The organism is Paenibacillus cymbidii, from assembly GCF_004764705.1.
Classification (GTDB): Bacteria; Bacillota; Bacilli; order Paenibacillales; family NBRC-103111; genus Paenibacillus_AN; species Paenibacillus_AN cymbidii.
Window position 1 is genome coordinate 25,664 of sequence record NZ_SHLX01000053.1, and the last position, 25,299, is coordinate 50,962.

Here is a 25,299-nt window from a genome sequence, read left to right on the forward strand (position 1 = left end):
GCAGGTGATACGCACTGAAGAATTGCTGCTCAACGTCGGTCCTCAGCATCCGAGCACGCACGGCGTATTCCGGATCATCGTCAAGCTGGACGGCGAGATCATCACCGAAGCGACGCCCGTCATGGGCTACTTGCATCGGGGCACGGAGAAGCTGGCGGAGAACCTGACCTATCCGCAAATCATTCCTTATACCGACCGGCTCGACTATGTATCGGCGATGACGAACAACTACGTGCTGGTCAACGCCGTCGAGAAGCTGATGCAGCTGGAAATTCCGGAACGCGCCGAATTCATTCGGCTCGTCGTGATGGAATTGCAGCGCATCGCCAGCCATCTCGTCTGGTGGGGCACTTATCTGCTCGACATCGGCGCGATCAGCCCGTTCCTGTTCGCCTTCCGCGACCGGGAAACGATCATCGACCTGTTCAACGAGCTGTCCGGCGCGCGCCTGACGTACAATTACATGCGCATCGGCGGCGTCAAGTGGGACCTGCCGGAAGGCTGGCTCGACAAGGTGCGGGCGTTCGTCCAGCACATGAAGAAGAAGATTGACGAGTACCACGCGCTGGTCAGCGGCAACGAAATTTTTCTCAGCCGGATCAAGGGAGTCGGCAAGTACGACGCCCAGACGGCGATCGATTACGGCCTGAGCGGCGCCAACCTGCGCTGCACCGGCGTCAATTGGGATATCCGCAAAGACCAGCCTTACTGTATATACGATCGATTCCAGTTCGACGTTCCGCTTCGCAGCGGAGGAGATTGTTACGACCGCTATTTGATCCGCATGGACGAAATCCGTCAATCGCTGCGCATTCTCGAGCAGGCACTGGAGCAGTTCCCGGAGGAAGGCCCGTTCATGGGCAAAGTGCCGAAAGTGCTGCGCGTGCCCGAAGGCGAAGTGTATTCGCGCATCGAGTCGCCGCGCGGCGAAATCGGCGTGTTCATCGTCTCCAAAGGGAAAGACAAACCGTTCCGGCTCAAGTTCCGCCGGCCGTCGTTCGTCAATTTGCAAATATTGCCGAAGCTGCTCGTAGGCGAAATGATGACCAACCTCATCACCATCCTGGGCGGCATCGATATCGTCGTAGGGGAGGTTGACGGCTGATGGGCGATTTGTTGAACCAAACACTGACCTGGGGCAACTTCTTCATTTTCCTGTTCTGGGGCATCGTCATGCTGTTGCTGGTGCTCGGGTTCGTCACCTACGCCATCTATTTCGAACGCAAGGTCATCGGCTGGATGCAGTTCCGCATCGGCCCGAACCGCACCGGCCCGCTCGGCTTGCTGCAGAGCGTCGCCGACGTGGCGAAGCTGCTGATCAAGGAAGACACGATTCCGTCCAAGGCGGAGAAACACCTGTTCATTCTCGCGCCCGCGCTGACGTTTATTCCGGCGTTTACGGTGCTTGCGGTGTTCCCTTACACCAATAAACTGTATTTTGCCGACCTGAATGTCGGCGTGCTGTATTACGCGGCGCTGTCCAGCATTTCGACGATCGGCATCGTTATGGGCGGCTGGGCGTCGAACAACAAGTACGCGCTGCTCGGCGGCATGCGTTCGGCGGCGCAGATGATCAGCTATGAAGTGCCGCTCGTTATTTCCGTCACCGGCGTCGTCATGATGGCCGGCAGCCTCAACCTGCGCACGATTGTCGGCGATCAGGGCGACGCGTTCTGGGAGTGGAACTTCCTGCCGCAGATCGTCGGCTTCGTCGTGTTCGTGATCGCCGCCATTTCCGAATTGAACCGGACGCCGTTCGACTTGCCGGAGGCGGAATCGGAGCTTGTCGCCGGCTATCACGTCGAGTACAGCGGCTTCCGTTTCGCTTTCTTCATGCTGGCGGAATACGTCTATGTGTTTGCGATTGCGAGCCTGACCACGATCCTGTTCCTGGGCGGCTGGCATGCGCCGCTGCCGTTCCTTGATTTTATCCCGGGCATTTTGTGGTTCCTGCTCAAATTTTCGTTCATCGTCTTCTTCCTGTTCTGGCTGCGTGCGACCATGCCGCGCATTCGTATCGATCAGCTGATGGGACTCGGATGGAAAGTGCTGCTGCCGCTGTCGCTGCTCAACATTTTTATCACGGCCGTGTACATCGAGCTGACGCGATAATGTCGAAGGAGTTGAGAACATGAAGGGTTTAATTAAAGGGATGGGCGTCACGTTCAAAGCGATGACCAGCAAAAAAGTAACTTACGCCTACCCCGACGTACCGCTCAATATGCCGGACCGCTTCCGCGGGATTCAATATTTCGACCCGGAGAAGTGCATCGTCTGCAACATGTGCGCGCGCATCTGTCCGACGGACTGCATCACGCTGACGGGAAAGGCGAATCCCGATCCGGAGAAGAAGGGCAAGGTCATCGATACGTACGACATCAACTTCGAGCTGTGCATCTTGTGCGACCTGTGCACGGAGGTATGCCCGACCGAAGCGATTGTCATGACGAACAATTTTGAGCTGGCGACCTACAGCCGTGACGAGCTGTTCAAGGATATGCGCTGGCTGAGCGAAAACGATACGAACGTCCGCCAGGAGAACACGGCGCAGCCGAAAGGAGGAGCGAAGAAAGATGCTGGATCTGAGTAACATTCCCGACTTGTTCGCAAGCGGGCGGAACATCGTCTTCTTCCTCTTCGCGTTATGCGCAATCGGCGGCGCCGTGTACATGATCAGCTTCACCCGCGTCATTCACATGGTCGTGGCGCTGGCGTTCACGTTCCTCAGCATGGCAGGCTTCTACGTGCTGCTGAACGCCGAATTCGTCGCTTTCGTGCAAATTCTCATCTACGCGGGCGCCATCTCGATTCTGATGATTTTCGGGATCATGATGACGAAGCACCGCAGCGAAGAGGAGCAGGAACAGCGGCGTCCGGTGCACAATGTGCTGCTTGGTATCGGCGTTCTCGCGCTGCTCGGCATCCTGTTCTACGCCATTCAGAAGTCGACGTTTCCGGATGCGCAGCCATTTGACGGCGGCCAGGACAACACGCTGGAAATCGGCAACCTGCTGTTCAACCAATACGTCATTCCGTTCGAGCTCATGTCGGTGCTGCTGACGGTCGCTTTCATCGGCGCCATCATCGTAGCCAAGAGAGAGGAGGATTAAGGTGAGCGACCTGATTGCCCCTTATCTGATGCTGAGCGCGATTCTGTTCTGCGTCGGTCTCTATGGCGCGCTGTCGAAGCGCAACGCCATCGTTGTCCTGCTTTCGATCGAACTGATGCTCAATGCCGTCAACCTGAATCTGATTGCCTTCGCGAAATTTGGCGTTCATCCTTCCATGACCGGTCAAATCTTCTCGTTGTTCACGATTACGGTAGCCGCGGCGGAAGCGGCCGTCGGCATCGCGCTGCTCATCGCCCTGTATCGCAACAAAGGCACGACCGATGTTAGCGAAATGGACGGCTTGAAGCGCTGACGCCGCACCATCCGCAACCGCCGCTGATCGCACAACCGGAAGCCTGAGATTCGAATGAAGGAGGAAGCCTATTTCCATGGGAACGGATTATTCACAATATGCCTGGCTCGTCCCGTTGTTCCCGCTGCTCGCTTTTCTGGTGCTGACGGCGCTCGGGCGCCAGGCCAAGGATAGCGGACCGATTGTCGGCATCATCGCCGCCTTCGCGTCGTTCGTTGTGGCGCTGCTGATCTTCATCGGCCGTCTCGGCGAGCACATGGAGAACTATACGTGGAGCGACCTGCACTGGGTCAAAATCGGCGACATCTCGCTCAAAATGGGCTTCGAAGTGACGAACCTGAACGCGCTCATGCTCGTTATCGTGACGCTCGTCAGCCTGCTCGTCAATATCTACTCCCGCGGCTATATGCACGGAGACGAGCGCATTTCCGTCTTCTTCGGCTATGTGGCGCTGTTTACGTTCTCGATGCTCGGGCTCGTGCTGTCGCCGAACCTGCTGCAGCTGTACATATTCTGGGAGCTGGTGGGCGTTTGCTCGTTCCTGCTGGTCGGGTTCTGGTACTTCAAGCCGGAGGCCAAGGCGGCGGCGAAGAAGGCGTTTATCGTCACCCGGATCGGCGACGTCGGCTTGTTCATCGCCATCCTGCTGCTGTTCTGGTACATGCCGAACCACGAGCTTGATTTCAGTTCCATCCATAACGTGTTCCAAAATAATACGACCATCGCGGCCGGTACGGTCACGTTGATCGCGATTCTGATCTTCGTCGGCGCCGTCGGCAAATCCGGCCAGTTCCCGCTGCATACATGGCTTCCGGACGCGATGGAAGGCCCGACGCCGATCAGCGCGCTCATCCATGCCGCCACCATGGTTGCTGCGGGCGTGTATCTGGTCGCGCGGACGTTCGATATTTTTCTGGCGTCGGAAGACGCGCTGCTCGTCGTTGCCATCATCGGCGGGTTCACGGCGATCTTCGCCGCCACGATCGGCACGGCGCAGAACGACATCAAGCGCGTGCTGGCCTACTCCACCGTCAGCCAGCTTGGCTACATGATGATGGCGCTCGGCATCGGCACGTGGGCGTCGTATTCGGCCGGCCTGTTTCACCTGATGACGCACGCGTTCTTCAAGGCACTGCTGTTCCTCGGCGCCGGCAGCGTCATTCATGCCGCGCATACGCAAGACATTCGCGAGATGGGCGGTCTCGGCCGCAAAATGAAAATCACCGCCTGGACGTTCGGGATCGGCGCGCTGGCGTTGTCCGGCATTTTCCCGCTGTCCGGCTTCTGGTCGAAGGACGCCATACTCGCGCAGGCTTGGGAGCATAACCAGATCCTGTTCTGGGTAGCGCTCGTCGCCGCCTTCTTTACCGCGTTCTACATGTCGCGGCTGTTCTTCCTGGTGTTCGCCGGCAAACGTCGTCCGGCGCTTGACAAGCACGAAGGCGCCCAAGCTCATGGCGAAGCGCACGAGTCGCCGGCTTCCATGACGCTGCCGCTGATCATCCTGGCGGTGCTGGCGGTAATCGCCGGTCTGGCGATGATGCCCGGCGTCAACCCGTGGCTCGGCGAATGGCTGACCGACAAGCATGACGAAGAGAAGCTGAACATCGCCGTCGTCCTGCTCTCGAACGCCGCCGGCCTGCTTGGCATCGCGCTCGGCTGGATGATGTACGGTTCCCGCGCCACCGCGGCGGGACGTGCGATCCATGTGCGCCCGCAATGGCTGCATACGCTCGTGTACAACAAATATTACATCGATGAGCTGTACGGTCGTTTCATCGTGGCGCCTTTGAAAGGCGTCGGCTACTTGCTGCAATGGATTGACGATTATGTGATCGACGGGCTCGTCCGGCTTGTTGCCGCCGGCGTCGTTGGCGTGAACCGCATCGCCACGCGCCTGCAGAACGGACAACTGCAAACGTACGGCCTGATCACGCTGCTCGGCTTCGTCATCTTTGCGCTGGTGCTGGCGGGAAGGAGGTTCCTCCATGTCGGATAATTTTCCCATTCTCAGCCTGATCGCCTTTTCGCCGCTGCTCGGCATTATTGCCTTGCTGTTCGTTCGCGGCAGCCAAGGCCGCGCAATCAAGGCGATCGGCATCGCGGCGGCGTTCCTGCCGCTCGTGTTATCCGCGTGGTTGTACGCCGATTTCAGCCAAGCGGCCAGCGGCTTGCAATACGAGGAGCATTACACGTGGATATCGGTTCCGCTGCACAAGGAAGTGCAGGGGCTTAGCGATTTGACTTCGTTCTACCTGAACTTCGACTACCATCTGGCTGTAGACGGCCTGTCGCTGCCGCTGGTGTTTCTGACCGCGCTCGTTTCGGCGATGGCGGCGCTCGCTTCCGTTTACATCAAGAAGCGCTGGAAAACATATTTCATCTGGTTCCTGCTGCTGGAGATCGGCATGCTGGGCGTGTTCATGGCGCAGGATCTGTTCGAATTTTTCGTGTTCTTCGAGCTTACGCTTGTGCCGACATACTTCCTGATCGGCATCTGGGGCTACACCGACCGCGAGCGTGCGGCGAACAAGTTCCTGCTCTACAATGGCCTCGGCTCTGCCGTCATGCTGATCGCCTTTCTGCTCATTATCGCCACGGCCGGTTTCTCGCAGACGCCGTCCGGCGATTCCGCGGCGATCTATTTCAGCGGCAACATTACCGAGATCATGCACAACTTGTTCGACAATCCGGATTCGTACGTCAACTACCTGGACCCGAACAACCCGTTTTATTTGGACGGCGGCATGAAATTGACCATTTTCATCCTGCTGCTGATCGCGTTCGGGATCAAGCTGCCGATATTGCCGTTCCATACGTGGATGCTCAAAGTGCACGCCGAAGCGCCGCCTTCGATCGTCATGATCCACTCCGGCATTTTGCTGAAGATGGGCGCGTACGGACTGATCCGCTTCGGGCTGCTGCTGTTTCCGGAACAGGCGAACAATTGCGCCGTTGCATTGGCGATCCTCGGTGTCGTGAGCATTTTGTATGGCGCGGTGCTCGCTTTTGTCCAGAAGGATTTCAAGCTGATTCTGGCTTACTCCAGTATCAGTCATATGGGCGTCGTGCTGCTCGGCCTTGCGGCGATCAACCAGATCGGCCTCGAAGGCGCCGTGTTCCAGATGGTGTCGCACGGCCTCATCTCGGCGCTGATGTTCTTGCTGGTCGGCGCGATCTATGAGCGCACTCAGACGACGACGATCGACGAGTTGGGCGGGCTTGCGGCATCCGTGCCGTTCCTGAGCGGCATCCTGCTCGTTGCCGGTCTCGCTTCGCTCGGTTTGCCGGGGCTGTCCGGCTTTATCAGCGAGTTCCTCGCCTTCCTTGGCCTGTTCGGCTCGATGAAGGTCATTACCGTCGTCGGTACGCTTGGCATCATTCTGACCGCCGTGTACGTGCTGCGCGGGGTGCTGCGCATTACGTTCGGGCCGATTCGCGACGCGCACCGCGGCATGAAGGACGCCCGGCTGATGGAAGTCATCCCGATGATTACGCTCGTTGCCTTCATCCTGCTGATCGGCATCTATCCGGCGATTCTCAGCCAGTCGCTGCAGCAAACGATCGGCGGCTTCGACAAATTCATTCAGACGATCGTCACCGGAACAGGAGGGTAAGCCATGGAAACATTTCACGGACTGGAATGGAGTCAGCTTGCCGACATGGGCCCGGAACTGACGCTCGTCATCGCCGCCGTCGTGCTCAGCCTCCTGGATCTGTTCCTGCCGGGACGCGCGAACCGCGCGCTGCTCGGCTGGCTGACGCTGGTTGCCGTCGTGATCGCAGGCGTATTCGCCGCCCTGCAGCTGGGCGTGGACGCGCCAATCGACATCCTCGGCCAGAGCTATCGCGTTGACGGCTTCGCCGCGCTGTTCAAGCTGATCTTCCTCGGCGGCACCGCGCTGGCCGTGCTGATGAGCCTGGGCTCGATCAACGAAGAGAACGTGCCTCATCATGTGGGCGAATATTACTACTTCTACTTGCCGGCTACGCTCGGCGCCTTGATCATGGCATCGTCGGCCGATCTGATTACGCTGTTCGTCGGGCTTGAGCTGCTCAGCATCACGTCCTACGTCATGGTGGGCATGCGCAAGAAGCAGCTTGCCTCCAACGAGGGCGCGTTCAAGTACATCGTGCTCGGCGGCATTTCGTCGGCGGTCATCCTGTACGGCATGTCGTTCCTGTACGGCATGACGGGCACGACGAACCTGATGGAGATCAATGCGGTGCTGCAATCGTCCACCGATTCGTTCGGCGCGTTGATCTACGTATCGTTCTTCCTGCTGCTGGCCGGCTTCGGCTTCAAAATCGCCGCCGCCCCGTTCCACAACTGGGCGCCGGACGTGTACCAGGGCGCGCCGACGCCGGTATCCGCTTTCCTGGCGGTCGTCTCGAAGGGCGCCGGATTCGCGCTGCTGTTCCGGGTGTTCTACCGCGTTTTCGACGGCGTTGGCTCGTCGGAATATCCGATTCAATACGACGTGCTGCTGGCCGTAGGCGTGTTGGCCGCCGCCGCGATGATTATCGGCAACATTCAGGCACTGCGCCAGACGAACATGAAACGGCTGCTCGCGCTCTCCGGCGTGGCGAATGCCGGCTACCTGCTGGTGCCGGTCGCTTCCTACTATGGGCTTGTGCACTACACGAACGTGTCGGAGTTGATGTTTTACCTGATCGCGTATACGTTGATGAACGTCGGCGCGTTTGCGGCGCTGGCTATCGTCGAACGCGCAGGCGGCAGCGAAGACGTCAAAAGCTTCGCCGGCTTCTACTACCGTGCGCCCTGGACGGCGGCCGGCATGGTCGTGATCGTGCTGTCGCTGGCGGGCTTGCCGGTGACGGGCGGCTTCTTCGGGAAGCTGTACATCATGCTGGGCGCGGTGGAAACGCACAAGTACTGGCTGGCTGCGATCATGATCGGAACGAGCGTCATTTCGCTTTATTACTACTTCAGCATCGTGCGCCAAATGTTCATGCGCAGCACGGAAGAAAACCCGGTCCGTGTACCGGTTATACTCGGCATTACGCTTTGGCTGTGCGTCATCGGCACGCTGGTTATGGGCTTCTACCCGCAAGGGGTGCTGGACGGTATCGACCAGGTGACGAAGCTGTCGGATTGGATGTTGTTGCCGCAGTAAGCGTTGTGAGGACAGGCGTCCGCTCCTTCGGGGGCGGACGTTTTGATTTGGACAACTTTGGACGGGGCAAAAAGCTGACATAATGCACCGGATGGAGCCGCTACAGGCTGGTCACGGTAAGTAGGCCATAAAAAGTGGCTTATTTACCGTATTTCGTACGCCGCTTCGGAAATAGCCAGTGAAAACACTGGTTATTGGGGCCATTTGGCGCCAAAATCGAGCGTTTCGCGCGAATAGCCAGTGAAATCATGGGCTATTTTGTCGAGACGGCCCATTTTTGGCCCAATAGGCCAGAAAAAATGGCCTATTTCATCGCACACCCATATCCGGAGGGGCCGACAACAATTTTCGTCGGTTGACGGTGCGGGTCGGCGCCGAATTCGGCTCTGCAGGTTATTTTAGGCTTTGCGCAGTATCCCCTCGACTCAATCGGCTGCGGTGTCGCGCCATCTGCGCTGTATCCCTTCGACTCAATCTGCTCCTGCAGTATCGCGTCGTCTGAGCAGTATCCTTTCGACTCAATCTACTATTGCCGTACCACGCTATCTGAGTATTATCCCCTTGACTCAACATGCTGCGGTGTCGCGCCATTTGAGCAGTATCCCCTCGACTCAGTTAGCCGCCGTACCGTGCCATCTGCGAAGTATCCCCTCGACTCAAACTGCCGCGGTGTCGTGCCATCTGAGCAGTATCCCCTCGACTCAATCGGCCGTGCCGCGTAGCGTATCTCATTACACGCAAGGCCACGGCGTTGGGCGCTAAGTGGCGTGTCCCGGTCAGTGCTTCTGCGTCAACGCCTCATCGCGGCGCTGCGTATCCGACGGTTAAAAGGACGTGTAGTGGATCAGTTCTCCATTGAGCCAATGGGATAACGGGCAGACGAAAGGCGTGATAATTATATGAGCCGATTATATCCATTAAATAGTAAATATAGATAATAATTTATATAAACAGCCACGCCGTGATCATCTTGCGTGACGAAGCTGACGCAGTTAGCATCGCATCGTTTCTCCGAATTCTACCATCTGACGACACGCGTCCTATATAAAACAGGGACTTCCGAACCAATCTGTTTCCGGAGGCAGGGAATTGCGCGGATTTTGCCGAAACAGTACAGGGTTCGAAAACAAGCGCAACAAGTTAGGAAATCCCTCTCCCATGACCAACCCGATTCGATTCTTGCTTGCTATGGTGAATAGATGGCATACCCTACATAAGGCGTTAGTCGCAACGGCGGTTGTCGCATCGTTGCTCGTCGCGGCGATGGCCGCAGGCGGCTTCGGTCCGGCGCCTGCGGCGGCTTCGGACGCGGCAGATCAAGAGCGTGCCGCGGCTTCCTGGATCGTGCGCTGGCAAGGGGCGCCGGACCCGGCTTTTTACGCAGACAGTGACATTCGTGCGGAATACCCGCAAACCGGCGTTACCGTGGCGTCGCCCCGTATGGGTCGAAAGACGCAAGATTGGCTGGATCGCTGGGAGCATGCGCCCGGCGTCGCCAGCTTCGAGCTCAATCAAACAGCCCGTATCGCGCAGGCGCCGAATGACCCGATGCTGGTCTACCAGCGCTACCTGGAGCTCATCCATGCCCAGGAAGCATGGGACCAGGCGGTGCCTAGCGCCGGATTGACCATCGCGCTGGTCGATACGGGTGTCGACTTGACGCATCCGGATTTGCAGGACCAGTTGGTAGAGGGGACGAATCTGATCACCCCCGGCCGGCCGCCGAGCGACGACAACGGCCACGGAACCGCTGTAGCGGGAGTAATTGCCGCCGCCGCAAACAACGATATCGGCATCGCCGGCATTGCCTGGAAGGCGAAGATCATGCCGATCAAGGCGCTGGAGGCGGACGGAACCGGGCAGGAAGACAAGCTGGGCGAAGGGATTCGTTACGCCGTCGATCATGGCGCCGCGATCGTCGTCCTGTCGCTCGGACTGAACAAATATTCGGCCTATATGAAAGAGATTGTCGATTACGCGGAGCGGAAAGGCGTTCTGCTAGTAGCGGCATCCGGCAATGAAGGCAGCGCGGTCAAATATCCTGCCGCGTATCCGACTGTGTTGGCCGTAGGCGGCGCCACCCGGCAGAAGACCGCCGACGAACGCTCCAACTTCGGCTCGGAGTTGGACGTCATCGCCCCGTGGGACGTGTTCACGACGGCGCCGGACGGCAAGTACGTGCAGAAGGACGGCACTTCCATGGCGGCGCCGCAAGTCGCCGCGGTGTGCGCTCTGCTGCTCGGACGCAGCCCGGAGCTTGCGCCGTACCAGGTGCGCAGCATCATTCGCCGGACGGCCGAAGACGTCGGCCCCGCGGGCTGGGACGCGCACAACGGCTACGGCCTGCTGCGCGCAGATCGGGCGGTTGCGGCCGAATACGCGGCCGACCGGTTCGAAAGCAACGATGTGCAAAGCGCCGCGAAGCCGCTGCCCATCGGCAAAATGGCGGACGCCGAATTAAGCGGCGGCGCCGATAACGACTGGTATGCGCTGGAGGCCGCATACAACGGCACGTTGACGTTCCAGGTGACGGCGGCGGATGCGCTTGACGGTCAGATCGAGCTGATGTACGTGGCGGCCGACGGGCAACAAACGACGTGGACGTCCGGGTTGGCGGATGGCGTTACCGTCCAGGCGGCCAAAGGGATCAGCTACATCCGGCTGCGTCTCGCCGACAAGACCGGCACGCGGACAATTGGCTACAAGCTGACGGCGCTGGAAGGAATCTATGCCGATCCGTACGAGTCGAACGACCGGATGTTTCTCGCTTACGGGCTGCCGGACCGGTCGCAAACGATCACGGGCACATTTGACCATATGGACGACCAGGACTGGTATATGATCAATCTGTCGCAGTTCGGCACGCTCAAGCTGAAGGTGAATGTCAATACGCCGCGAATGGACCCGGTGCTGCTCGTTCAGCGCAAAGGCGAAAAGGCGACAACGATCGACCAGAAAGGCGACGGCAATCCGGAAACATCGCTGCCGATCGATGTGCAGCCTGGCGTGTACTACATACGGGTCAGCAATCTGGACGATTACCATTATCCGGTGCTGGGCGAATATACGCTCGACATCGAGTATTTGACGAAAATGACCGATCCGAACGAGCCGAACGACCGTTCGTTCCAGGCGACGCCAATCCAGCTCGGGGAAAATTATTTCGGCGTGCTCGATCCGAAGGAGGATGTCGACTGGTATCGGTTCAAGCTTGATGCCGAAAGCATCGTCGACGTGTCGATGAGCGGTCTCCAGGCAGGAATCGCAACGAATTTCTCCTTGTACGACAATGCATTGCAACCGGCCATCGGTGGCACGCTGTCATTGAAGCAAGCCTCGTATGAAGGGACGTTCCGGCTCGCCGCCGGTACGTATTATGCGAAGCTGGCGGCCACTCAGGGAGACCCGTACAGCATGTACCGGCTGAACGTCAAGGCATCCCGGCTCGTGGCCGGCTTCCGCGACATTGCCGGCCATTGGGCCGAGCAACCGATCGCCGCGCTTGTCGCCAAAGGGATCGTCGACGGCTTCGGCAATTTCCGCTTCGAACCCGACTGGCCGGTGACGCGGGCCGAGGCGGCCGCCATGCTCGTCCGCGGATTCGGATACGGCAAGGCCTCGGCGCAGCCGTTCCGCGATGTGCCTTCCGGTCATTGGGCCGCCGCGGCCATTGCCAAAACGGCATCGGCCGGGGTAATGACCGGCTACAGCGACGGCACCTTCGGTCCCGATCGAGGGCTGACACGGATTGAAATGGCATCGATTTTCGCTCGCGTGCTGCAATTGGACGGAAATCATGCAGCGGAGGCGAAGCCGACCCCTTTTGCCGATGTGCCGTTCGACTACTGGGGGGCCGGCTTGCTCAACGAACTGTACGATAATCGGATGATCGAAGGCTACGAAGACGGCACGTTCCGTCCCGACAGCCTGGTCACCCGGGCGGCGTTCAGCGCCATGCTGAGCAGAGCGCTCAACCGGTAACTTTGAAAGGGGGGATTCGTCTTGGGGGACAACGACTCGTTAAGCTCGTCGCTGGCGACCAGCAGCTTGCTGTATATCGTCATTACGATCGTATGCATCGGGCTTGCCTGGTGGGCGTTGCAACAGCTCCGCCTCGACCTGTTCCTGCGCCAGCCCAAGAGCGGGCAAAGCAAAATGCTGCAAATCCTGCTGTCGGTTGCGCTCGGGTACGAGGCGGCGCGATTTTTGATCGATTATTTCAATTGGTCGGCTCTGCTCAAAGGCATGTTTTAACGGGAAACGCGCCGCGCGGAGCCGCATAACATCGGGCTTGGCTGCTAACAATGAATCATGAGTAATGTGTTCACCCGGAGAAATATCGGGCAAAGTGATCGAAACGGCAAAAGGCCGTACTGAAATCGGCCCGCGGTCACGAACCCTTTGATGTTGCAATCAACTATGAAGCGCGGAGGTAGATCCCATGGGCAACAAAATAATCGTCCGCGGAGGCAACCGGCTAACGGGAAAAGTGAAAATTTGCGGCGCCAAAAACGCCGTATTGCCCATCATCGCCGCCTCGATTCTCGCCAGCGACGGGGAAAGCATCATTCATGACGTGCCTTCGCTCGATGATGTCGTCACCATGCAGCGGGTGTTGGAAAGCCTCGGCATCCGCATCAAGCCGCACGGCAGCAGCCTGACCGTTGCCGCCGGGCGCGTGCCTGCGTGCGAAGCGTCGCCGGACATGGTGCGCAAGATGCGCGCCTCGTTCCTCATCATGGGACCGCTGCTTGCGCGCAAAGGCCGGGCCGTCATTTCGCTGCCGGGCGGCTGCGCGATCGGAACGCGTCCGATCGATCAGCATTTGAAAGGCTTCGAAGCGATGGGCGCCGATATCGAAGTCGGGCAAGGGTTTATTGAAGCCAGCGTCAAAGGGCGTTTGCAGGGGGCCAAAATATACCTCGACGTCGCCAGTGTCGGCGCAACGGAAAACATCATGATGGCGGCCACGCTTGCCGTCGGTACGACGATTATCGAAAATGCGGCCAAAGAACCGGAAATCGTCGATTTGGCCAATTTCCTCAACGCGATGGGGGCCAAGGTGCGCGGCGCGGGGACGGGCATGATCCGGATCGAAGGGGTGGATTCGCTTCAGGGCGCCACCCATACGGTCATACCGGACCGGATCGAAGCGGGCACCTATATGATCGCCGCCGCCATCACCGGCAGTACGCTATACGTCGAAGGAGCGATTGCCGATCATCTGGGACCGGTCATCTCCAAGCTTGAGGAAATGGGCGTTACGATCGTGCTGGAGGAGAACGGCGTGCTTGTGAGGGCGGATCGTCCGCTGCGCGCGGTGGATGTCAAGACGCTGCCTTATCCGGGTTTTCCGACCGATATGCAGTCGCAGATGATGGCGCTGCTGCTCACGGCCGACGGCACCAGCCTCATCACGGAAACCGTGTTCGAGAACCGGTTTATGCATGTGGACGCCTTCGCCAGAATGAGCGCGCGCATTTCCGTGGAAGGACGCACGGCCGTCGTGAGCGGCAATACGAAGCTGAAAGGCTCCAAGGTGCGGGCGACCGATCTGCGGGCCGGGGCGGCGCTTGTGCTGGCGGCGCTGGCGGCGGACGGCGAAACGGAAATCGCCGACATCCATCATATCGACCGCGGTTATGTCGAGCTGGTGGCGCGGCTTCGCGAACTTGGGGCGGACATTCGCCGTACGGATGTGGAGGATACGGTCGCCTTGGAGAAGGAAATCGCGATCTTCGCGGTGCAGCCGACGTGGGCGTAACGGCGTTCCCTCCGGTGATCGACGACGATTCGCGCGTGCTTGTGCTCGGCTCGATGCCCGGTGTGCAATCGCTGGCGAAGCAGCAGTATTACGGCCATCCGCGCAATCATTTCTGGCCGCTGCTGTACGGCTTGTACGGGCTTCAGCCGGACGAAGCGTACGAGAGCCGGCTCGCGTTCGCCAGAGGGCAGGGAGTCGCCCTGTGGGACGTGCTGGCCCGCTGCGAGCGCGAAGGCAGCCTGGACGCCGATATCACCGCGCCCGAGGCCAACGATTTTGCGGCCTTGCTGGGCCGCTACCCGCGCGTTGCGGCGATTTTCTTCAACGGCAGCAAGGCGGAGCAGCTGTTTCGCCGGCTGGTCGTGCCGACTTGCGCTGCCGCGGCGGCGAAGCTGCCGGCGCTGCACCTGCTGCCTTCCTCCAGCCCGGCCCGCACCTTGACGCTGCCGCGCAAGCTGCTTGATTGGCAGCAAGTCAGGCGCACGCTGGAAATGCACCGCTGACCAGCGATTTGTGCTATTAATGAGTGATTGCCCGTCTAAAAACGCATCCCCGGTTTTTCTATAATGAAGGTAACCATACCTTCGCATAGAAAAGACGAGGATGCTTTCGCATTCAGGGGATGCGGGAAAATTGGAGGGTCCACGATGGCGAACGCGGTCAAACGGCTTGTGGAAGCGTTGTCGCTGCAATTCATCTCCATGTCGGTGTTCCGGCTGGAAGGCTGGAAAACGCCGCCGCGGCGGCTGCCCTATTCGATTCTGTGGTACGTGACGGAGGGCGAGTTTACCGTTTATGTCGACGGCGCGGCGCACGCGGGGCAGGCGGGCCGGCTGTATTTGCTGCCGTGCAACGCCTGGGTGGACTGCAAGACGCATACGGAGCGCATGACGTATGTCAGCGTCCGGTTTCAAGCGGAAATATCGATTCTGAAGCATCGCGGCTGGATCGATATTTTGCGGCTGCCGGTAACGACCGATGTGCCGCAGGCGTCGTTCGCGCCAGTTGTCGAGCGCATGCTGGCGGAAGAAGCGCGGCAAAGCGCCGCGCAATCGCTGCTGCTGCACGCCGGGCTGACGGAGCTGATCGGGCTGGTGATCGACCGGGCGCACCCGCTGGCAGGCCATGAAGCCATACCGGCAAAAGAGCCGAGCCGCGAACCGTTCGATATCGATCCGCGCGTGCAAACGGTGATCGAGTATATGATTTGCCATCCCGGCAAATTTCCGATGCTGGCCGATCTGTGCGACCTTGTCGAGCTCAGCGAGGCGCAGCTGCGGCATCTGTTCTATCGGGATACGGGGATGTCCCCGCTCAAGTATATCCATTTCCTCAAGACCGAACATGCCAAAACCGAGCTGCAGCGAACCGAATCGCGTATTTCGGACATCGCGCTGCAACTCGGCTTTGCCGACGCCAATTATTTCTCCCGCGCCTTCCGCAAGGCTGCCGGCTGCAGCCCGGTCGAGTTCAGGCGCCGGATGCGGCATCACGACTGGGGCTGATCGGCTTCGCGAGCCAATTTGTCAAATCCGATGCGTTTTGCGGTAAACCGAGGGGCTGCTGCCGATGGCGCGTGTAAACACGCGGCTTAAGTAGAAGCCGTTCGGATACCCGCATTGGTCGGCGATTTGATCGAGCGTGGCGTCGGACCCCGTCAGCAAACGACGCGCCCGGGCCAGGCGCACTTCCGTGGCGTAGGCGACCGGCGCCGTCCCGTAGGCGGCCTGGAAGCGCCGCGTCAGCTGCGGGCCGGCGATGCCGAGCTTGTTCGCCAGCGCGCCGAGCGTGAAGTCGGCGCTGCAGGCGTGCTGTTCAATATAAGCGGCCGCCTGGTGCATCAACGGCTCTACGGCGCGTCGCTCCCGCAGATGGGCGGCTATGCTGCGCTCGTATTCAACCAGAAACAGCAGGTCGCCGAGCAAATGCTCGGGAACCGTATGCGGTTTGGCTCCTCCGGTGCGGTCGTGCAGTTCGTTCAGGTAGCCGAACGACGAGCCGAGCCGCTGGACGTCGCGGATGAGCACCTTGCCGCCGCGCGGCGGGATCGTCGCGAACAGGCCGTTATCGGCGGCGTCGCATTCGATAAACACGAACGACATCGGCTCGAGCGCCCGCCTCCACAGCGTTGTCGCCGGCGGGCAGAACAGCAGCTCGCCGAAGCCGGCCACCCCTTCCCGTTCCCACCGGTCAATCTCGCCCCTCTGTTCTCCCTCATCTTCTTCTTCACCTTCCTCCTTCATCGCAAACAGAAACGACCCCGTCTGCGCCGCCAACACGACCCAGCCTTCGTACACATCCTCCTCCAGCGAAAATTGTTCGCGCGGCCCGCTGCACGTATACCGTTTGATCCGAATCGACGGCATCGAAAGCTCTCTCCTCCCTCTGTAGAACGTTGCAAAAAAGGATATGAAATAGTATAAATCACGGCATGGCATTTGGGAAGGTCCTGCGTTAGGATGAAAGCATAGCCGGCGATGATAAGACAAAAAACATAACGGAGGCGCGATTCGACATGAAACAGGCTTTGAACCTGCTCACCCAGGAGCAGATCGATTCGTATTACAAAAAGGGATATCTTGTGCTGCGCAATGTTTTTTCGGAGAAGGAAGCGAAGGTCATGCAGCTGGAATGCGACCGGCTGCTCGAGCCGAGCCCGTACATCGATCCGATGAACGCCCGGGTGGCATACCGCCATTACCCGAACGACGGGGCAAAGATCGAGAAGCTCGATCCGGTGCACGACCTGTCGCCGGTGTTCGCGGCGCTCGTGCAGGACGAACGGATCCTGGCGCCGCTGCGCGACATCTACATGGACGAACCGTTGCTGTTCAAAGACAAGCTGATCTTCAAATTGCCGGGCACGAACGGTTATACGATGCATCAGGATGCGGCATACTGGCAAGTATTCCCGATGGAGGGGCTCATTTCGGTGATGGTGGCGATCGACGGCGCGACCAAGGAGAACGGCGGGCTCGAGCTGTTTCCCGGCTACCAGGACCGCTTCCGCTCCGAGCCGGGTTCGCTGCGCAACATGATTGCCGAAGAAATCGCGGAGATCGACCTGTCCACCGGCGAACTCGTCGAAACGAATCCCGGCGACATCATTTTGTTCCACTCGTTTACGCCGCACCAGAGCGGGCCGAACACGTCGAACGTCAGCCGCAAGCAGATGTACCTGACGTATTCGCCCTCCAAGAACGGCCAGCTGTACAAGGCGCACTACCAGCACTACAAACGCTACGCGCTTAAAGGCAGAGACCTGTCGCAATACTATTTCCTTTAAAATCGAGAAGACCGAGCCTTCCCGGACCTGGCGCCGGGGAGGCGTGTTTGCATGCTGACGGCGGCAGCGCATTGACGGACAAGTGGAAAGGTTTTATATTCAGCTTATCATGGGACGGCCATGTTCATGAGGAGGCGCAGACGATGTATTCGCTCATGATCGTCGAGGACGAGGAACTGATCCGCGAAGGGATGAAAGGCTGTCTCGACTGGCCGGCTTACGGCATCGAGCTGATTGGCGACGCCGCCGACGGCAGGGAAGGGCTCGAGATGGCGATCGCGCTGCGGCCCGACATCGTCCTGACCGATGTCGTCATGGCGGAGATGGACGGCATCGAATTCGTCCGCCGGCTGCGCACCGACATCCCGGACAAAACGATTCGAGTCATCATGATCAGTGGGCACGAAGACGTGGAATATATCAAGTCGGCACTTAAGCTGCAGGTCGTCGACTATTTGCTGAAGCCGTTCCATACCGAGGAACTCGAAGACGTTCTGCGCAAGGTACTGCGCGAGTGCGACGAGGAACGGGCGATGCGCGATCGGCTGAGCAGCCTGGAGCGCAACGTCGGCGCGTCTCGCCCGCTCGTCCGCGAGCGGTTCCAGCAGGAGCTGATGTCCCGCGAGCTGGACGAAGCGGAGCTTGCGGCTTACCGCGATGCGCTCGGCGACGGCGACGAGTTCGGCGAGCTGACGGCCGTGCTGCGCGACAAGCCCGATCAGCGCAAGGTGGTGCGCGCCGTCACGGCGTACATGCAGCGCTCGTTCCGCGAGGAGCTGTCGCTGGCGCAGATGGCGGCGCATGTGCACCTGTCGCCGAACTATTTGGCCAACCTGTACAAGAAAGAGACCGGAGCGACGGTCAACGACGCGCTGACCGGGCTGCGGCTCGACGAAGCGAAGCGGCTGCTGCGCGAGGAGCCGGGAGTCCTGATCGCCGACTTGGCGGAGCGGGTCGGCTACAAGGATGGCAAATACTTCACCAAGCTGTTCAAGCGGGAAGTCGGCATGAACCCGAGCGAATACCGGGAGCGGTCCAGATGAGCAGGCTGATCCGGCTGTTCGTGCGTTTCGACGCGCGGCTCAAGCTGCGCAGCAAGATGCTGATCGCCTTCATCGTCATCCTGCTCATTCCGTCGGTGATCATCGGCTTCTTCTCCTACCGCAAGTCGTCGTCCGTCATTGCGGAGCAGACGAGCGGCGCTTATCTGGAGGCGCTGCGCCAGACGTCGATCAACATTTCGTACCGACTGACCGAAGTCGAGAACATTGCCGAAATCATCTACACGAACGTGCAGCTGCAGAACATCCTGCGCCGCGCGAATCGGCAGGAGCTGACGATCGGCGACGTCATCGGCGACTACAAGGCGATCATCGAGATCATCCGCAACCTGGAGAAGAGCCGCAACATTTTCCGCATCCGGCTGCTGGTGCCGAACAATCCGCTGTACACGACGGAGAACTACAACATTTTTCCGATCAGTCCGGAGGAGTCGGCCAAGCTGGACAAGGAGCTCGCGGCGCAGCCGAGCGCGATGGAATGGCGTTATCTGGGGACGACGAACTACATCGGCAACGTACAGAAATCGATCGTGTCGTTGTATAGGGTCATGAAGGATTTTGAAGCGGTCAGCGAGACGCTTGGCTTCATGGCGATCGACGTGGACGAGGCGACGCTGACCGGCGTGCTGGAGGACATGAGCCTGGCGCTGCCTTACCGCGCGATGCTGTACAAGGGAGATTCGCTCGTCTCGACGTATGCGCAGCTGCCGGATCAACTCGCCGCGGATAAGGATGAATTGGCGCGGCTGGTGCGGCAAATTCCCGCGACCGAACAAGGCTACCGCAACGTCCGGCTCGGCCGCAGCAATTATTTGCTGCTGACGCAGCCGGTCGGCAACGCCGACTGGCATCTTGCGGTGCTCGTGCCGGCGGTAAGCATCGCCAGCCAGAGCAAGTCGCTCGGCTGGTACATCCTGCTGCTGTCGGTGTCGGTCGTCGTGCTGGTGCTGGCGTTGTCCGTGCTGCTGTCGCGCACGTTCACGAAGCGAATCCACATCCTCGGGGAGAAAATGAAGGGCATCGAGCAGGGCCATTTCGGCCAGGTTGTCGAGGTGTCGGGCAATGACGAAATTTCGCTGCTGCAGCGCCGGTTCAACAAAATGTCCGTGCAGATCAAAAGCCTGATCGACGAAGTATACACGATCACGATCAACAAGCAGCGCGAGGAGATGAAGGTGCTGGAAGGGCGCATCAACTCGCACTTCCTGTACAACACGCTCGATACGGTCAAATGGCTGGCGCTGGCCTCGAAGGTGCCGGATATCGCGCATGTGGTGACGAATTTGTCGAAGTTTTTCCGCATCAGCCTGAACCGCGGCCGGGAGACGATCGCCGTGGAGAAGGAGCTCGAACACGTGCGCGCGTATATGGAGATTCAGAACATCCGCTTCAGCGGGTTGATCCATTACGACGCGCGCGTCCAGCCGGAGCTGGAGAAAATCGAAATTCCGAAGCTGATTCTCCAGCCGATCGTCGAAAACGCGATCGTCCACGGGATCAATAAACGTGCGGGCAAAGCGGGTACGATTACGCTGCGCGGGCAACTGCGCGGGGAGATCGTGGAGTTTGTCATCTTCGACAACGGGGCGGGCATGAGCCGTGAAACGGCAGCGTCGCTGCTGCTGGCGGAAAGCCCCGGCTACGGGCTGCGCAATGTGCACCAGCGGCTGCAGCTGGCTTACGGGCCGGGGTTCGGCGTGAAGATCCGCAGCAAGCCCGGAGGCGGAACCGCCATCCGGCTGCGGCTGCTGGCGGCGTCAACGGCGCCCGCGGCCTCGTTGGAAGCGCAACCAAAGAGCGTAAGATCAGACACCTAATCGTAGGGATGCCCCGTTTTCGGGGCTTTTTTTGTTTCTTATAATCAGAAGAGTCAAGTGAAAGCGATTGCAACCAGACAAGCGATGGCAACATGGAAAGGAAGGGCCGACACATGGCAAATGCGCAGCAAGGCACGATGACAGCGCCGAAAGCGCAGCCTGCAGCAAGGCGAAGCGCCTGGCGAACCATACTGCGAAACGATTACGACCTGTATTTGCTGCTCGTTCCCGGGCTGATCGTCCTGCTGATGTTCCGGTACGCGCCGATGTTCGGGGCGATCATCGCCTTTAAGGATTACAACCTGTTCGACGGCATCTGGGGAAGCCCCTGGGCCGGGCTGAAACACTTCCGCGAGCTGATGGACCAGCCGAAGTTCTGGGAGGTGCTGCGCAACACGCTGCTGATCAACTTTTATAAGCTGGTGTTCCAGTTCCCGCTGCCGATCATGCTGGCGCTCATGATTAACGAAGTGCGCAACCTCGCCTTCAAGCGAATCACGCAAAGTATCTCGTACTTGCCGCACTTCCTGTCGTGGGTCATCATCAGCGCGATCTTCATCAACTTGCTGTCGCCGCAGACGGGCGTGCTGAAAGGGCTGTTCTCGCTGTTCGGCATGCAGGACATCATGATGATCGCCGACGAGCGCTTCTTCCGCGGCATTCTCGTGCTGTCGACCGCCTGGAAGGAAACCGGCTGGTCTTCGATCATTTACCTGTCGGCCATTCTGGGCATCGACACGGGGCAATACGAAGCGGCGCGCATCGACGGCGCGGGCAAAATGCGTCAGATCTGGCACATCACCTTGCCCGGTATCCGGGGCGTCATCGTTTTCATCGTGCTGCTGCGAATCGGCAGCGCGCTCGGCAACGACCTGGAGCAGGTGCTCATGTTCTACAGCCCGTTCGTGTACAGCGTCGGCGACGTCATCGGCACATACGTGTACCGGATCGGTCTTACCGAGATGAAGTACAGCTTCACGACCGCCATCGGCTTGTTCCAGTCGGTCATCGGCATGACGCTGATCGCCACGGCCAACTATTTCAGCAAAAAATTCGGCGAACGCAGCCTGTGGTAAGCGGGACGGCCCGCGAGAGAGAAAGCGAGGAGATCGCCATGAAGCTTCGGACGAGGGGCGAAATGATTTTCGAATGGTTCAATTACGGGCTGCTCTCCCTGATCATCCTGGCCTGCCTGATTCCGGTGCTCAATATCGCCGCCAAATCGCTCAGCGACGAGGCGAGCGTCATGGCCGGCGAGGTACTGATCTGGCCGGTGCATTTTACGACGGGGGCTTACGATATTGTGCTGGGCAGCCAGAAATTTCTGACGTCGTTCCGCAATTCCGTGTTCATCACGATCGCCGGCACCTTGATCAATGTGCTGCTGACGGTATGCACCGGATACGCGTTGTCCCGCAGCCGGCTGAAGGGACAGAAGACGATCATGATGCTGTACGTGTTCACGATGCTGTTCAGCGCCGGCATTATTCCGACCTATCTGATTGTCAAAAGCGCGGGCCTGGTCAACTCGCTCTGGGCGCTCATCATCCCGGGACTTGTCAGTCCGTTCAATATGATTATCGTCCGGCTGTATTTCATGAACTTGCCGGATAGCCTGGAAGAGTCGGGCAAAATAGACGGAGCCAGCAACATCCGCATTCTGGCATCGATCATGGTGCCGCTGGCCATGCCGGTTATCGCGACCATTGCGTTGTTCTGCGCGGTGGAGTATTGGAACAGTTATTTCGAAGCGTTGATGTATATCAACAACGCGAAGCTGCTGCCGCTGCAGGTGTTCCTGCGGGAAATGATTCTGAACGCGTCGGATGCGAGCAACAACGTCGACATGCTGTCGCAAGTGAACGTGTCGACGGAGTCGATCCGCGGCGCGACCGTCGTGGCGGCAACGCTGCCGATCGTGCTGGTGTATCCGTTCTTGCAGCGCTTTTTCGTCAAAGGAGTCGTGCTTGGCGCCGTAAAAGGCTGATATATCGCAACATGCCGGGCAAATGGCAAGAGTAGGCATCTGGTCAGTCAATGGGGAAGCGATTACTATGAAATCAGGGGAGGATTTACCGATGACACAGGGCTACACGAAAAAGATCGGGCTGACGATGGCGGCGACGCTGCTCGCCGGCACCGCGCTCGCCGGCTGCGGCGGCAAAACGGAAGATACGAAGACGGCTGCTTCTTCGTCGCCGGCCGGCTCGTCCGCGCCGACGGCGATTGCATCCGCCGCGCCGAAGGAGAAAGTTACGCTGAAGGTGCTCGTACCGAACAACGTGGAAGAATTTCCGGCCGGCTCCGACGTGAACAACAATGAAATCGCTAACATGATCCGCGAAAAAACCGGCTTCAACGTGCAATGGGAGCTGCTGCCGAAAGACGCCGAGGCGGCGCGCCAGAAAATGAATTTGACGATGGCTTCCGGCGATACGCCAGACCTTCTGATTATGAACGACAAGGCGCTGTTCGGCAGCTTCGTGCAGCAAGGTTTGCTGGCGCCGCTCGATGCGCTGGTCAACGAAGTCGGCCCCGACATCAAAAAAATATTTACGCCCGACCAGATGAAATCGGCTATGTCCGGCGGCAAGCTGTACGCCATTCGCGCCGCTTACTTCGGCACGCCGAACTCCGGCCTGCTGACGCGCAAGGACGTGCTGAAGGAGCTTGGCATCGCCGAGCCGAAGACGCAGGATGAGCTGTACGCGGCGCTCAAGGCGATCAAGGAGAAGAAGCCGGATATGATTCCGTATACGGCGAACCTTTCGCAGGGGCTGTCCGGCCTCGACGGCATCATGGCGATGTTCGTGCCGCCGGTCGACTATACGTACGCGAACGGCAAAGTCACCTACAACCCGGCGCAGCCGGCGGCCAAAGATTTCCTCACCTTCGCCAACAAGCTGTACAACGAAGGGTTGCTCGACAAGGAGTCGGTCGTCAACAAGTCGGAGAACGTCAAGGAGAAGCTCGTCAGCGGCAAGGCGTTCATGACGACGATGGGCTGGGCCGACGCCAAAACGACCGGCGACGCGATCAAGGCGAAAATCGCCACATCCGATCTCGGCTACATTGACGCCGTGACGGGCACGAACGGCGCCAACGGCATGTCGAAGCTCAGCTCCGTGACCCGCTATATGGTCGTGCCGAAGGCGAGCAAAAAGGCGAAGGAAGTCGTACAGTTCCTGAACAAGGTATCGACGAACGAACTGATCGACTACATCTCCTTCGGCGATCTTGGCAAACACTACAATAAACAGGACGGCAAATACGTCGCCACGCCGGAAGCGGAAAAAATCCGGTTCCGCGTCTACTACAACATGTTCGACACGATCGAGCTTGGCCTGCAGCGTATGGAGCAGAAAGGGTTCGCGCCTTACTTCAACCCGCTGCTCAAGTCGTCCAAGTATGAGAACGTCACGGACCTGCTGCCTCCGGTCGAAGCGGCCGACAAGAAGAGCAAAGAAATTCTCGACCTGAAGCAGGAGTATTTCCTGAAAATCATTACCGGCGCGATGCCGCTTTCGGCTTTCGACGAATTCGTCGGCAAGTGGCAAAAGGCCGGCGGCGAAGATGTTGTCAAAGCGTTGGCCGACGCTTATAATGCGAAGTAAATCTCGCGACGAAACCGTCCCCGGGTGCGGGGGCGGTTTTGCCGCGATTGTGCCGATTCGAGGAGAGGAGAGGGAGACGATGGGGATGACGAGTGCGGAGCGGGGACAGGCGCGGGCGCAGGCGGTGCTGGAGCGGCCAGGATTGATCAGCTTCTGGGATTTCCAGGAGGGAGCCGGGGAGGAGCGGGTGGCGCAAGGCCCGCACCCGTATCGGCTGCGGGAAATGGCAGGGCCGGTGGAGCGGGCGGAGGACGGCGTGTTCGGCCCTTATGCGGCCGATGTGGCGTTCGGCCAATGGTTCAGCATTCCGCGGGCGGCGTGCCCGGCGCTTGATTTGCACGGGCCGGAGGCTCAGGTGACCGTGGCGGCGTGGGTGCATTGGGGCGAGTCCGATTACAAAGGCTGCGAGGCGATTGCCGGTCAGTGGGACGAGTCGCGCAAGATGCGGCAGTATTGCCTGTTTCTGAACCTGCGCATCTGGGACAGCGCCGAGCAGGTGTGCGGCCATGTGTCGTCCGTCGGCGGTCCGACGCCGGGGTACAAGTACTGTATGGACTCGGCCATCGGCGCGACGCCGGTCCCGCGCGGCGAGTGGCATTTCGTCGCGTTTACGTACGACGGCAAGGAAGCGCGCGCCTATTTGGACGGCCGGCTGGACGCGCGGGAGACGTACAACCCGTACCGCTACGAAGGCGGCCTGTTCGACGGCGGCGCGGAGGGCGCCGACTTCACCGTGTGCGCGGTCGATCGCTCCGGCGAGCCGGGCAATTTCTACACCGGCCTGCTGGGCGGCCTGGCGGTGTTCGAGCGCGCGCTCGGCGCGGACGAACTGCGCGAGCTGGCCGCGGCGACGCGGGAGTAGCGGGCGGCGCGGGTCGCTCCGGCGCGGGTGGGCGCGGCAGGTGCCCGCTTCCGGGAAATAGGCCATGAAAAATGGCCTATTTCCTCTATTTCAGGTGCTTCGTCGAAAATAGCCAGCGAAAACACTGGTTATTCTGACCAGACAGCCTCAAAATCGACCTTTTTAGCGAAATAGCCAGTGATTTCACTGGCTATTTCTTCGTTGGTGGGTGCCGTCAAGTAGTTTGTGTAGTAGGTTCTTCCATCGGGACGATGGGGGTCATTTGTTTGGTGTAAAAGGTTGTGGGCGGCCGTAGCCCAAGCGAAGGCGCGGGAGGTTATTTTTTTGCTCCGTA

22 protein-coding genes are annotated in these 25,299 nt (G+C 59.4%); 20 read left to right on the plus strand and 2 right to left on the minus strand.

Translation table 11 applies throughout. The features are described from left to right. Positions 1-4 precede the first annotated feature (4 nt). From EXY20_RS37315 to EXY20_RS37375, 13 genes are all read left to right on the plus strand, one after another. Positions 5-1,105 carry an NADH-quinone oxidoreductase subunit D gene (locus EXY20_RS37315; protein WP_135557527.1) on the plus strand — a complete coding sequence of 367 codons (1,101 nt, stop codon included), beginning with the start codon at positions 5-7 and terminating at the stop codon, positions 1,103-1,105. Next, positions 1,105-2,112, plus strand: coding sequence for an NADH-quinone oxidoreductase subunit NuoH (nuoH, locus tag EXY20_RS37320; protein ID WP_135557528.1), 1,008 nt, complete (start codon positions 1,105-1,107; stop codon positions 2,110-2,112). Before EXY20_RS37315 ends, nuoH begins: the two co-directional genes overlap by 1 nt. A gap of 19 nt (positions 2,113-2,131) precedes the next feature. Continuing rightward, entirely contained in the window at positions 2,132-2,590 is a 459-nt protein-coding gene (gene nuoI, locus EXY20_RS37325; protein ID WP_135557529.1) for an NADH-quinone oxidoreductase subunit NuoI, read from the plus strand. Next, positions 2,574-3,110, plus strand: coding sequence for an NADH-quinone oxidoreductase subunit J (locus tag EXY20_RS37330; RefSeq protein WP_135557530.1), 537 nt, complete (start codon positions 2,574-2,576; stop codon positions 3,108-3,110). Before nuoI ends, EXY20_RS37330 begins: the two co-directional genes overlap by 17 nt. A 1-nt stretch (position 3,111) precedes the next feature. Then, the gene (nuoK, locus tag EXY20_RS37335) at positions 3,112-3,423 is read left to right on the plus strand and encodes an NADH-quinone oxidoreductase subunit NuoK (RefSeq protein ID WP_135557531.1); all 312 of its coding nucleotides are present in this window, start codon (positions 3,112-3,114) and stop codon (positions 3,421-3,423) included. Between the two features lie 76 nt (positions 3,424-3,499). Then, on the plus strand, positions 3,500-5,422 hold the full coding sequence (gene nuoL / locus EXY20_RS37340) for an NADH-quinone oxidoreductase subunit L (protein WP_135557532.1): 1,923 nt from the start codon (positions 3,500-3,502) through the stop codon (positions 5,420-5,422). Further along, a complete protein-coding gene (locus EXY20_RS37345) occupies positions 5,412-7,040 on the plus strand; it encodes a complex I subunit 4 family protein (RefSeq protein ID WP_135557533.1) in 1,629 nt (542 codons plus the stop codon). The genes nuoL and EXY20_RS37345 overlap by 11 nt, the downstream gene beginning before the upstream one ends. A gap of 3 nt (positions 7,041-7,043) precedes the next feature. Beyond that, the gene (locus EXY20_RS37350; RefSeq protein WP_135557534.1) at positions 7,044-8,561 is read left to right on the plus strand and encodes an NADH-quinone oxidoreductase subunit N; all 1,518 of its coding nucleotides are present in this window, start codon (positions 7,044-7,046) and stop codon (positions 8,559-8,561) included. A gap of 1,158 nt (positions 8,562-9,719) precedes the next feature. After that, the gene (locus tag EXY20_RS37355; RefSeq protein WP_135557535.1) at positions 9,720-12,542 is read left to right on the plus strand and encodes a S8 family serine peptidase; all 2,823 of its coding nucleotides are present in this window, start codon (positions 9,720-9,722) and stop codon (positions 12,540-12,542) included. A 21-nt stretch (positions 12,543-12,563) separates the two neighbouring features. Further along, positions 12,564-12,815 (plus strand): DUF1146 family protein, encoded by a 252-nt coding sequence (locus EXY20_RS37360; protein ID WP_135557536.1) that lies wholly within the window; start codon positions 12,564-12,566, stop codon positions 12,813-12,815. 187 nt (positions 12,816-13,002) lie between these two features. Next, positions 13,003-14,325 (plus strand): UDP-N-acetylglucosamine 1-carboxyvinyltransferase, encoded by a 1,323-nt coding sequence (gene murA / locus EXY20_RS37365; RefSeq protein ID WP_135557537.1) that lies wholly within the window; start codon positions 13,003-13,005, stop codon positions 14,323-14,325. Continuing rightward, a complete protein-coding gene (locus EXY20_RS37370) occupies positions 14,316-14,828 on the plus strand; it encodes a DNA-deoxyinosine glycosylase (protein ID WP_235886384.1) in 513 nt (170 codons plus the stop codon). Before murA ends, EXY20_RS37370 begins: the two co-directional genes overlap by 10 nt. A gap of 144 nt (positions 14,829-14,972) precedes the next feature. Continuing rightward, positions 14,973-15,830, plus strand: coding sequence for an AraC family transcriptional regulator (locus tag EXY20_RS37375; RefSeq protein WP_167859789.1), 858 nt, complete (start codon positions 14,973-14,975; stop codon positions 15,828-15,830). Positions 15,831-15,851: 21 nt separating this feature from the next. Here EXY20_RS37375 and EXY20_RS37380 read toward each other — a convergent pair whose 3' ends face one another. Then, a complete protein-coding gene (locus EXY20_RS37380; RefSeq protein ID WP_167859790.1) occupies positions 15,852-16,691 on the minus strand; it encodes a helix-turn-helix domain-containing protein in 840 nt (279 codons plus the stop codon). Between the two features lie 149 nt (positions 16,692-16,840). On the opposite strand from EXY20_RS37380, the gene EXY20_RS37385 reads away from it, so the two are divergent. From EXY20_RS37385 to EXY20_RS37415, 7 genes are all read left to right on the plus strand, one after another. Beyond that, a complete protein-coding gene (locus tag EXY20_RS37385) occupies positions 16,841-17,611 on the plus strand; it encodes a phytanoyl-CoA dioxygenase family protein (RefSeq protein WP_135557540.1) in 771 nt (256 codons plus the stop codon). A gap of 47 nt (positions 17,612-17,658) precedes the next feature. Then, a complete protein-coding gene (locus EXY20_RS37390) occupies positions 17,659-18,654 on the plus strand; it encodes a response regulator transcription factor (RefSeq protein ID WP_135557541.1) in 996 nt (331 codons plus the stop codon). After that, positions 18,651-20,489: a cache domain-containing sensor histidine kinase gene (locus EXY20_RS37395; RefSeq protein WP_135557542.1), complete on the plus strand. Its 1,839-nt coding sequence runs from the start codon at positions 18,651-18,653 to the stop codon at positions 20,487-20,489. The genes EXY20_RS37390 and EXY20_RS37395 overlap by 4 nt, the downstream gene beginning before the upstream one ends. 113 nt (positions 20,490-20,602) lie before the next feature. Continuing rightward, positions 20,603-21,565: an ABC transporter permease gene (locus tag EXY20_RS37400; protein ID WP_235886385.1), complete on the plus strand. Its 963-nt coding sequence runs from the start codon at positions 20,603-20,605 to the stop codon at positions 21,563-21,565. Between the two features lie 38 nt (positions 21,566-21,603). After that, positions 21,604-22,476, plus strand: a complete 873-nt coding sequence (locus EXY20_RS37405; protein WP_235886386.1) for a carbohydrate ABC transporter permease — start codon at positions 21,604-21,606, stop codon at positions 22,474-22,476. A gap of 91 nt (positions 22,477-22,567) precedes the next feature. Next, positions 22,568-24,103, plus strand: coding sequence for an extracellular solute-binding protein (locus EXY20_RS37410; protein ID WP_167859791.1), 1,536 nt, complete (start codon positions 22,568-22,570; stop codon positions 24,101-24,103). 79 nt (positions 24,104-24,182) lie between these two features. Further along, complete coding sequence (locus EXY20_RS37415; protein WP_235886387.1) at positions 24,183-24,965, plus strand: LamG domain-containing protein; 783 nt, start codon at positions 24,183-24,185, stop codon at positions 24,963-24,965. A gap of 128 nt (positions 24,966-25,093) precedes the next feature. Here EXY20_RS37415 and EXY20_RS39635 read toward each other — a convergent pair. Next, positions 25,094-25,299, minus strand: a 206-nt coding sequence (locus EXY20_RS39635; protein WP_207671401.1) for a hypothetical protein, incomplete at its 5' end; no start/stop codon positions are given.

Excerpts from the sequence above, each read along its gene's own strand:
- nuoH (WP_135557528.1), top strand. The coding sequence starts at position 1,105 with ATGGGCGATTTGTTGAACCAAACACTGACCTGGGGCAACTTCTTCATT.
- nuoI (WP_135557529.1), top strand. The coding sequence starts at position 2,132 with ATGAAGGGTTTAATTAAAGGGATGGGCGTCACGTTCAAAGCGATGACC.
- EXY20_RS37330 (WP_135557530.1), top strand. The coding sequence starts at position 2,574 with ATGCTGGATCTGAGTAACATTCCCGACTTGTTCGCAAGCGGGCGGAAC.
- nuoL (WP_135557532.1), top strand. The coding sequence starts at position 3,500 with ATGGGAACGGATTATTCACAATATGCCTGGCTCGTCCCGTTGTTCCCG.
- EXY20_RS37345 (WP_135557533.1), top strand. The coding sequence starts at position 5,412 with ATGTCGGATAATTTTCCCATTCTCAGCCTGATCGCCTTTTCGCCGCTG.
- EXY20_RS37350 (WP_135557534.1), top strand. The coding sequence starts at position 7,044 with ATGGAAACATTTCACGGACTGGAATGGAGTCAGCTTGCCGACATGGGC.
- EXY20_RS37355 (WP_135557535.1), top strand. The coding sequence starts at position 9,720 with ATGACCAACCCGATTCGATTCTTGCTTGCTATGGTGAATAGATGGCAT.
- murA (WP_135557537.1), top strand. The coding sequence starts at position 13,003 with ATGGGCAACAAAATAATCGTCCGCGGAGGCAACCGGCTAACGGGAAAA.
- EXY20_RS37375 (WP_167859789.1), top strand. The coding sequence starts at position 14,973 with ATGGCGAACGCGGTCAAACGGCTTGTGGAAGCGTTGTCGCTGCAATTC.
- EXY20_RS37380 (WP_167859790.1), bottom strand. The coding sequence starts at position 16,691 with ATGCCGTCGATTCGGATCAAACGGTATACGTGCAGCGGGCCGCGCGAA.
- EXY20_RS37385 (WP_135557540.1), top strand. The coding sequence starts at position 16,841 with ATGAAACAGGCTTTGAACCTGCTCACCCAGGAGCAGATCGATTCGTAT.
- EXY20_RS37395 (WP_135557542.1), top strand. The coding sequence starts at position 18,651 with ATGAGCAGGCTGATCCGGCTGTTCGTGCGTTTCGACGCGCGGCTCAAG.
- EXY20_RS37400 (WP_235886385.1), top strand. The coding sequence starts at position 20,603 with ATGGCAAATGCGCAGCAAGGCACGATGACAGCGCCGAAAGCGCAGCCT.
- EXY20_RS37405 (WP_235886386.1), top strand. The coding sequence starts at position 21,604 with ATGAAGCTTCGGACGAGGGGCGAAATGATTTTCGAATGGTTCAATTAC.
- EXY20_RS37410 (WP_167859791.1), top strand. The coding sequence starts at position 22,568 with ATGACACAGGGCTACACGAAAAAGATCGGGCTGACGATGGCGGCGACG.
- EXY20_RS37415 (WP_235886387.1), top strand. The coding sequence starts at position 24,183 with ATGGGGATGACGAGTGCGGAGCGGGGACAGGCGCGGGCGCAGGCGGTG.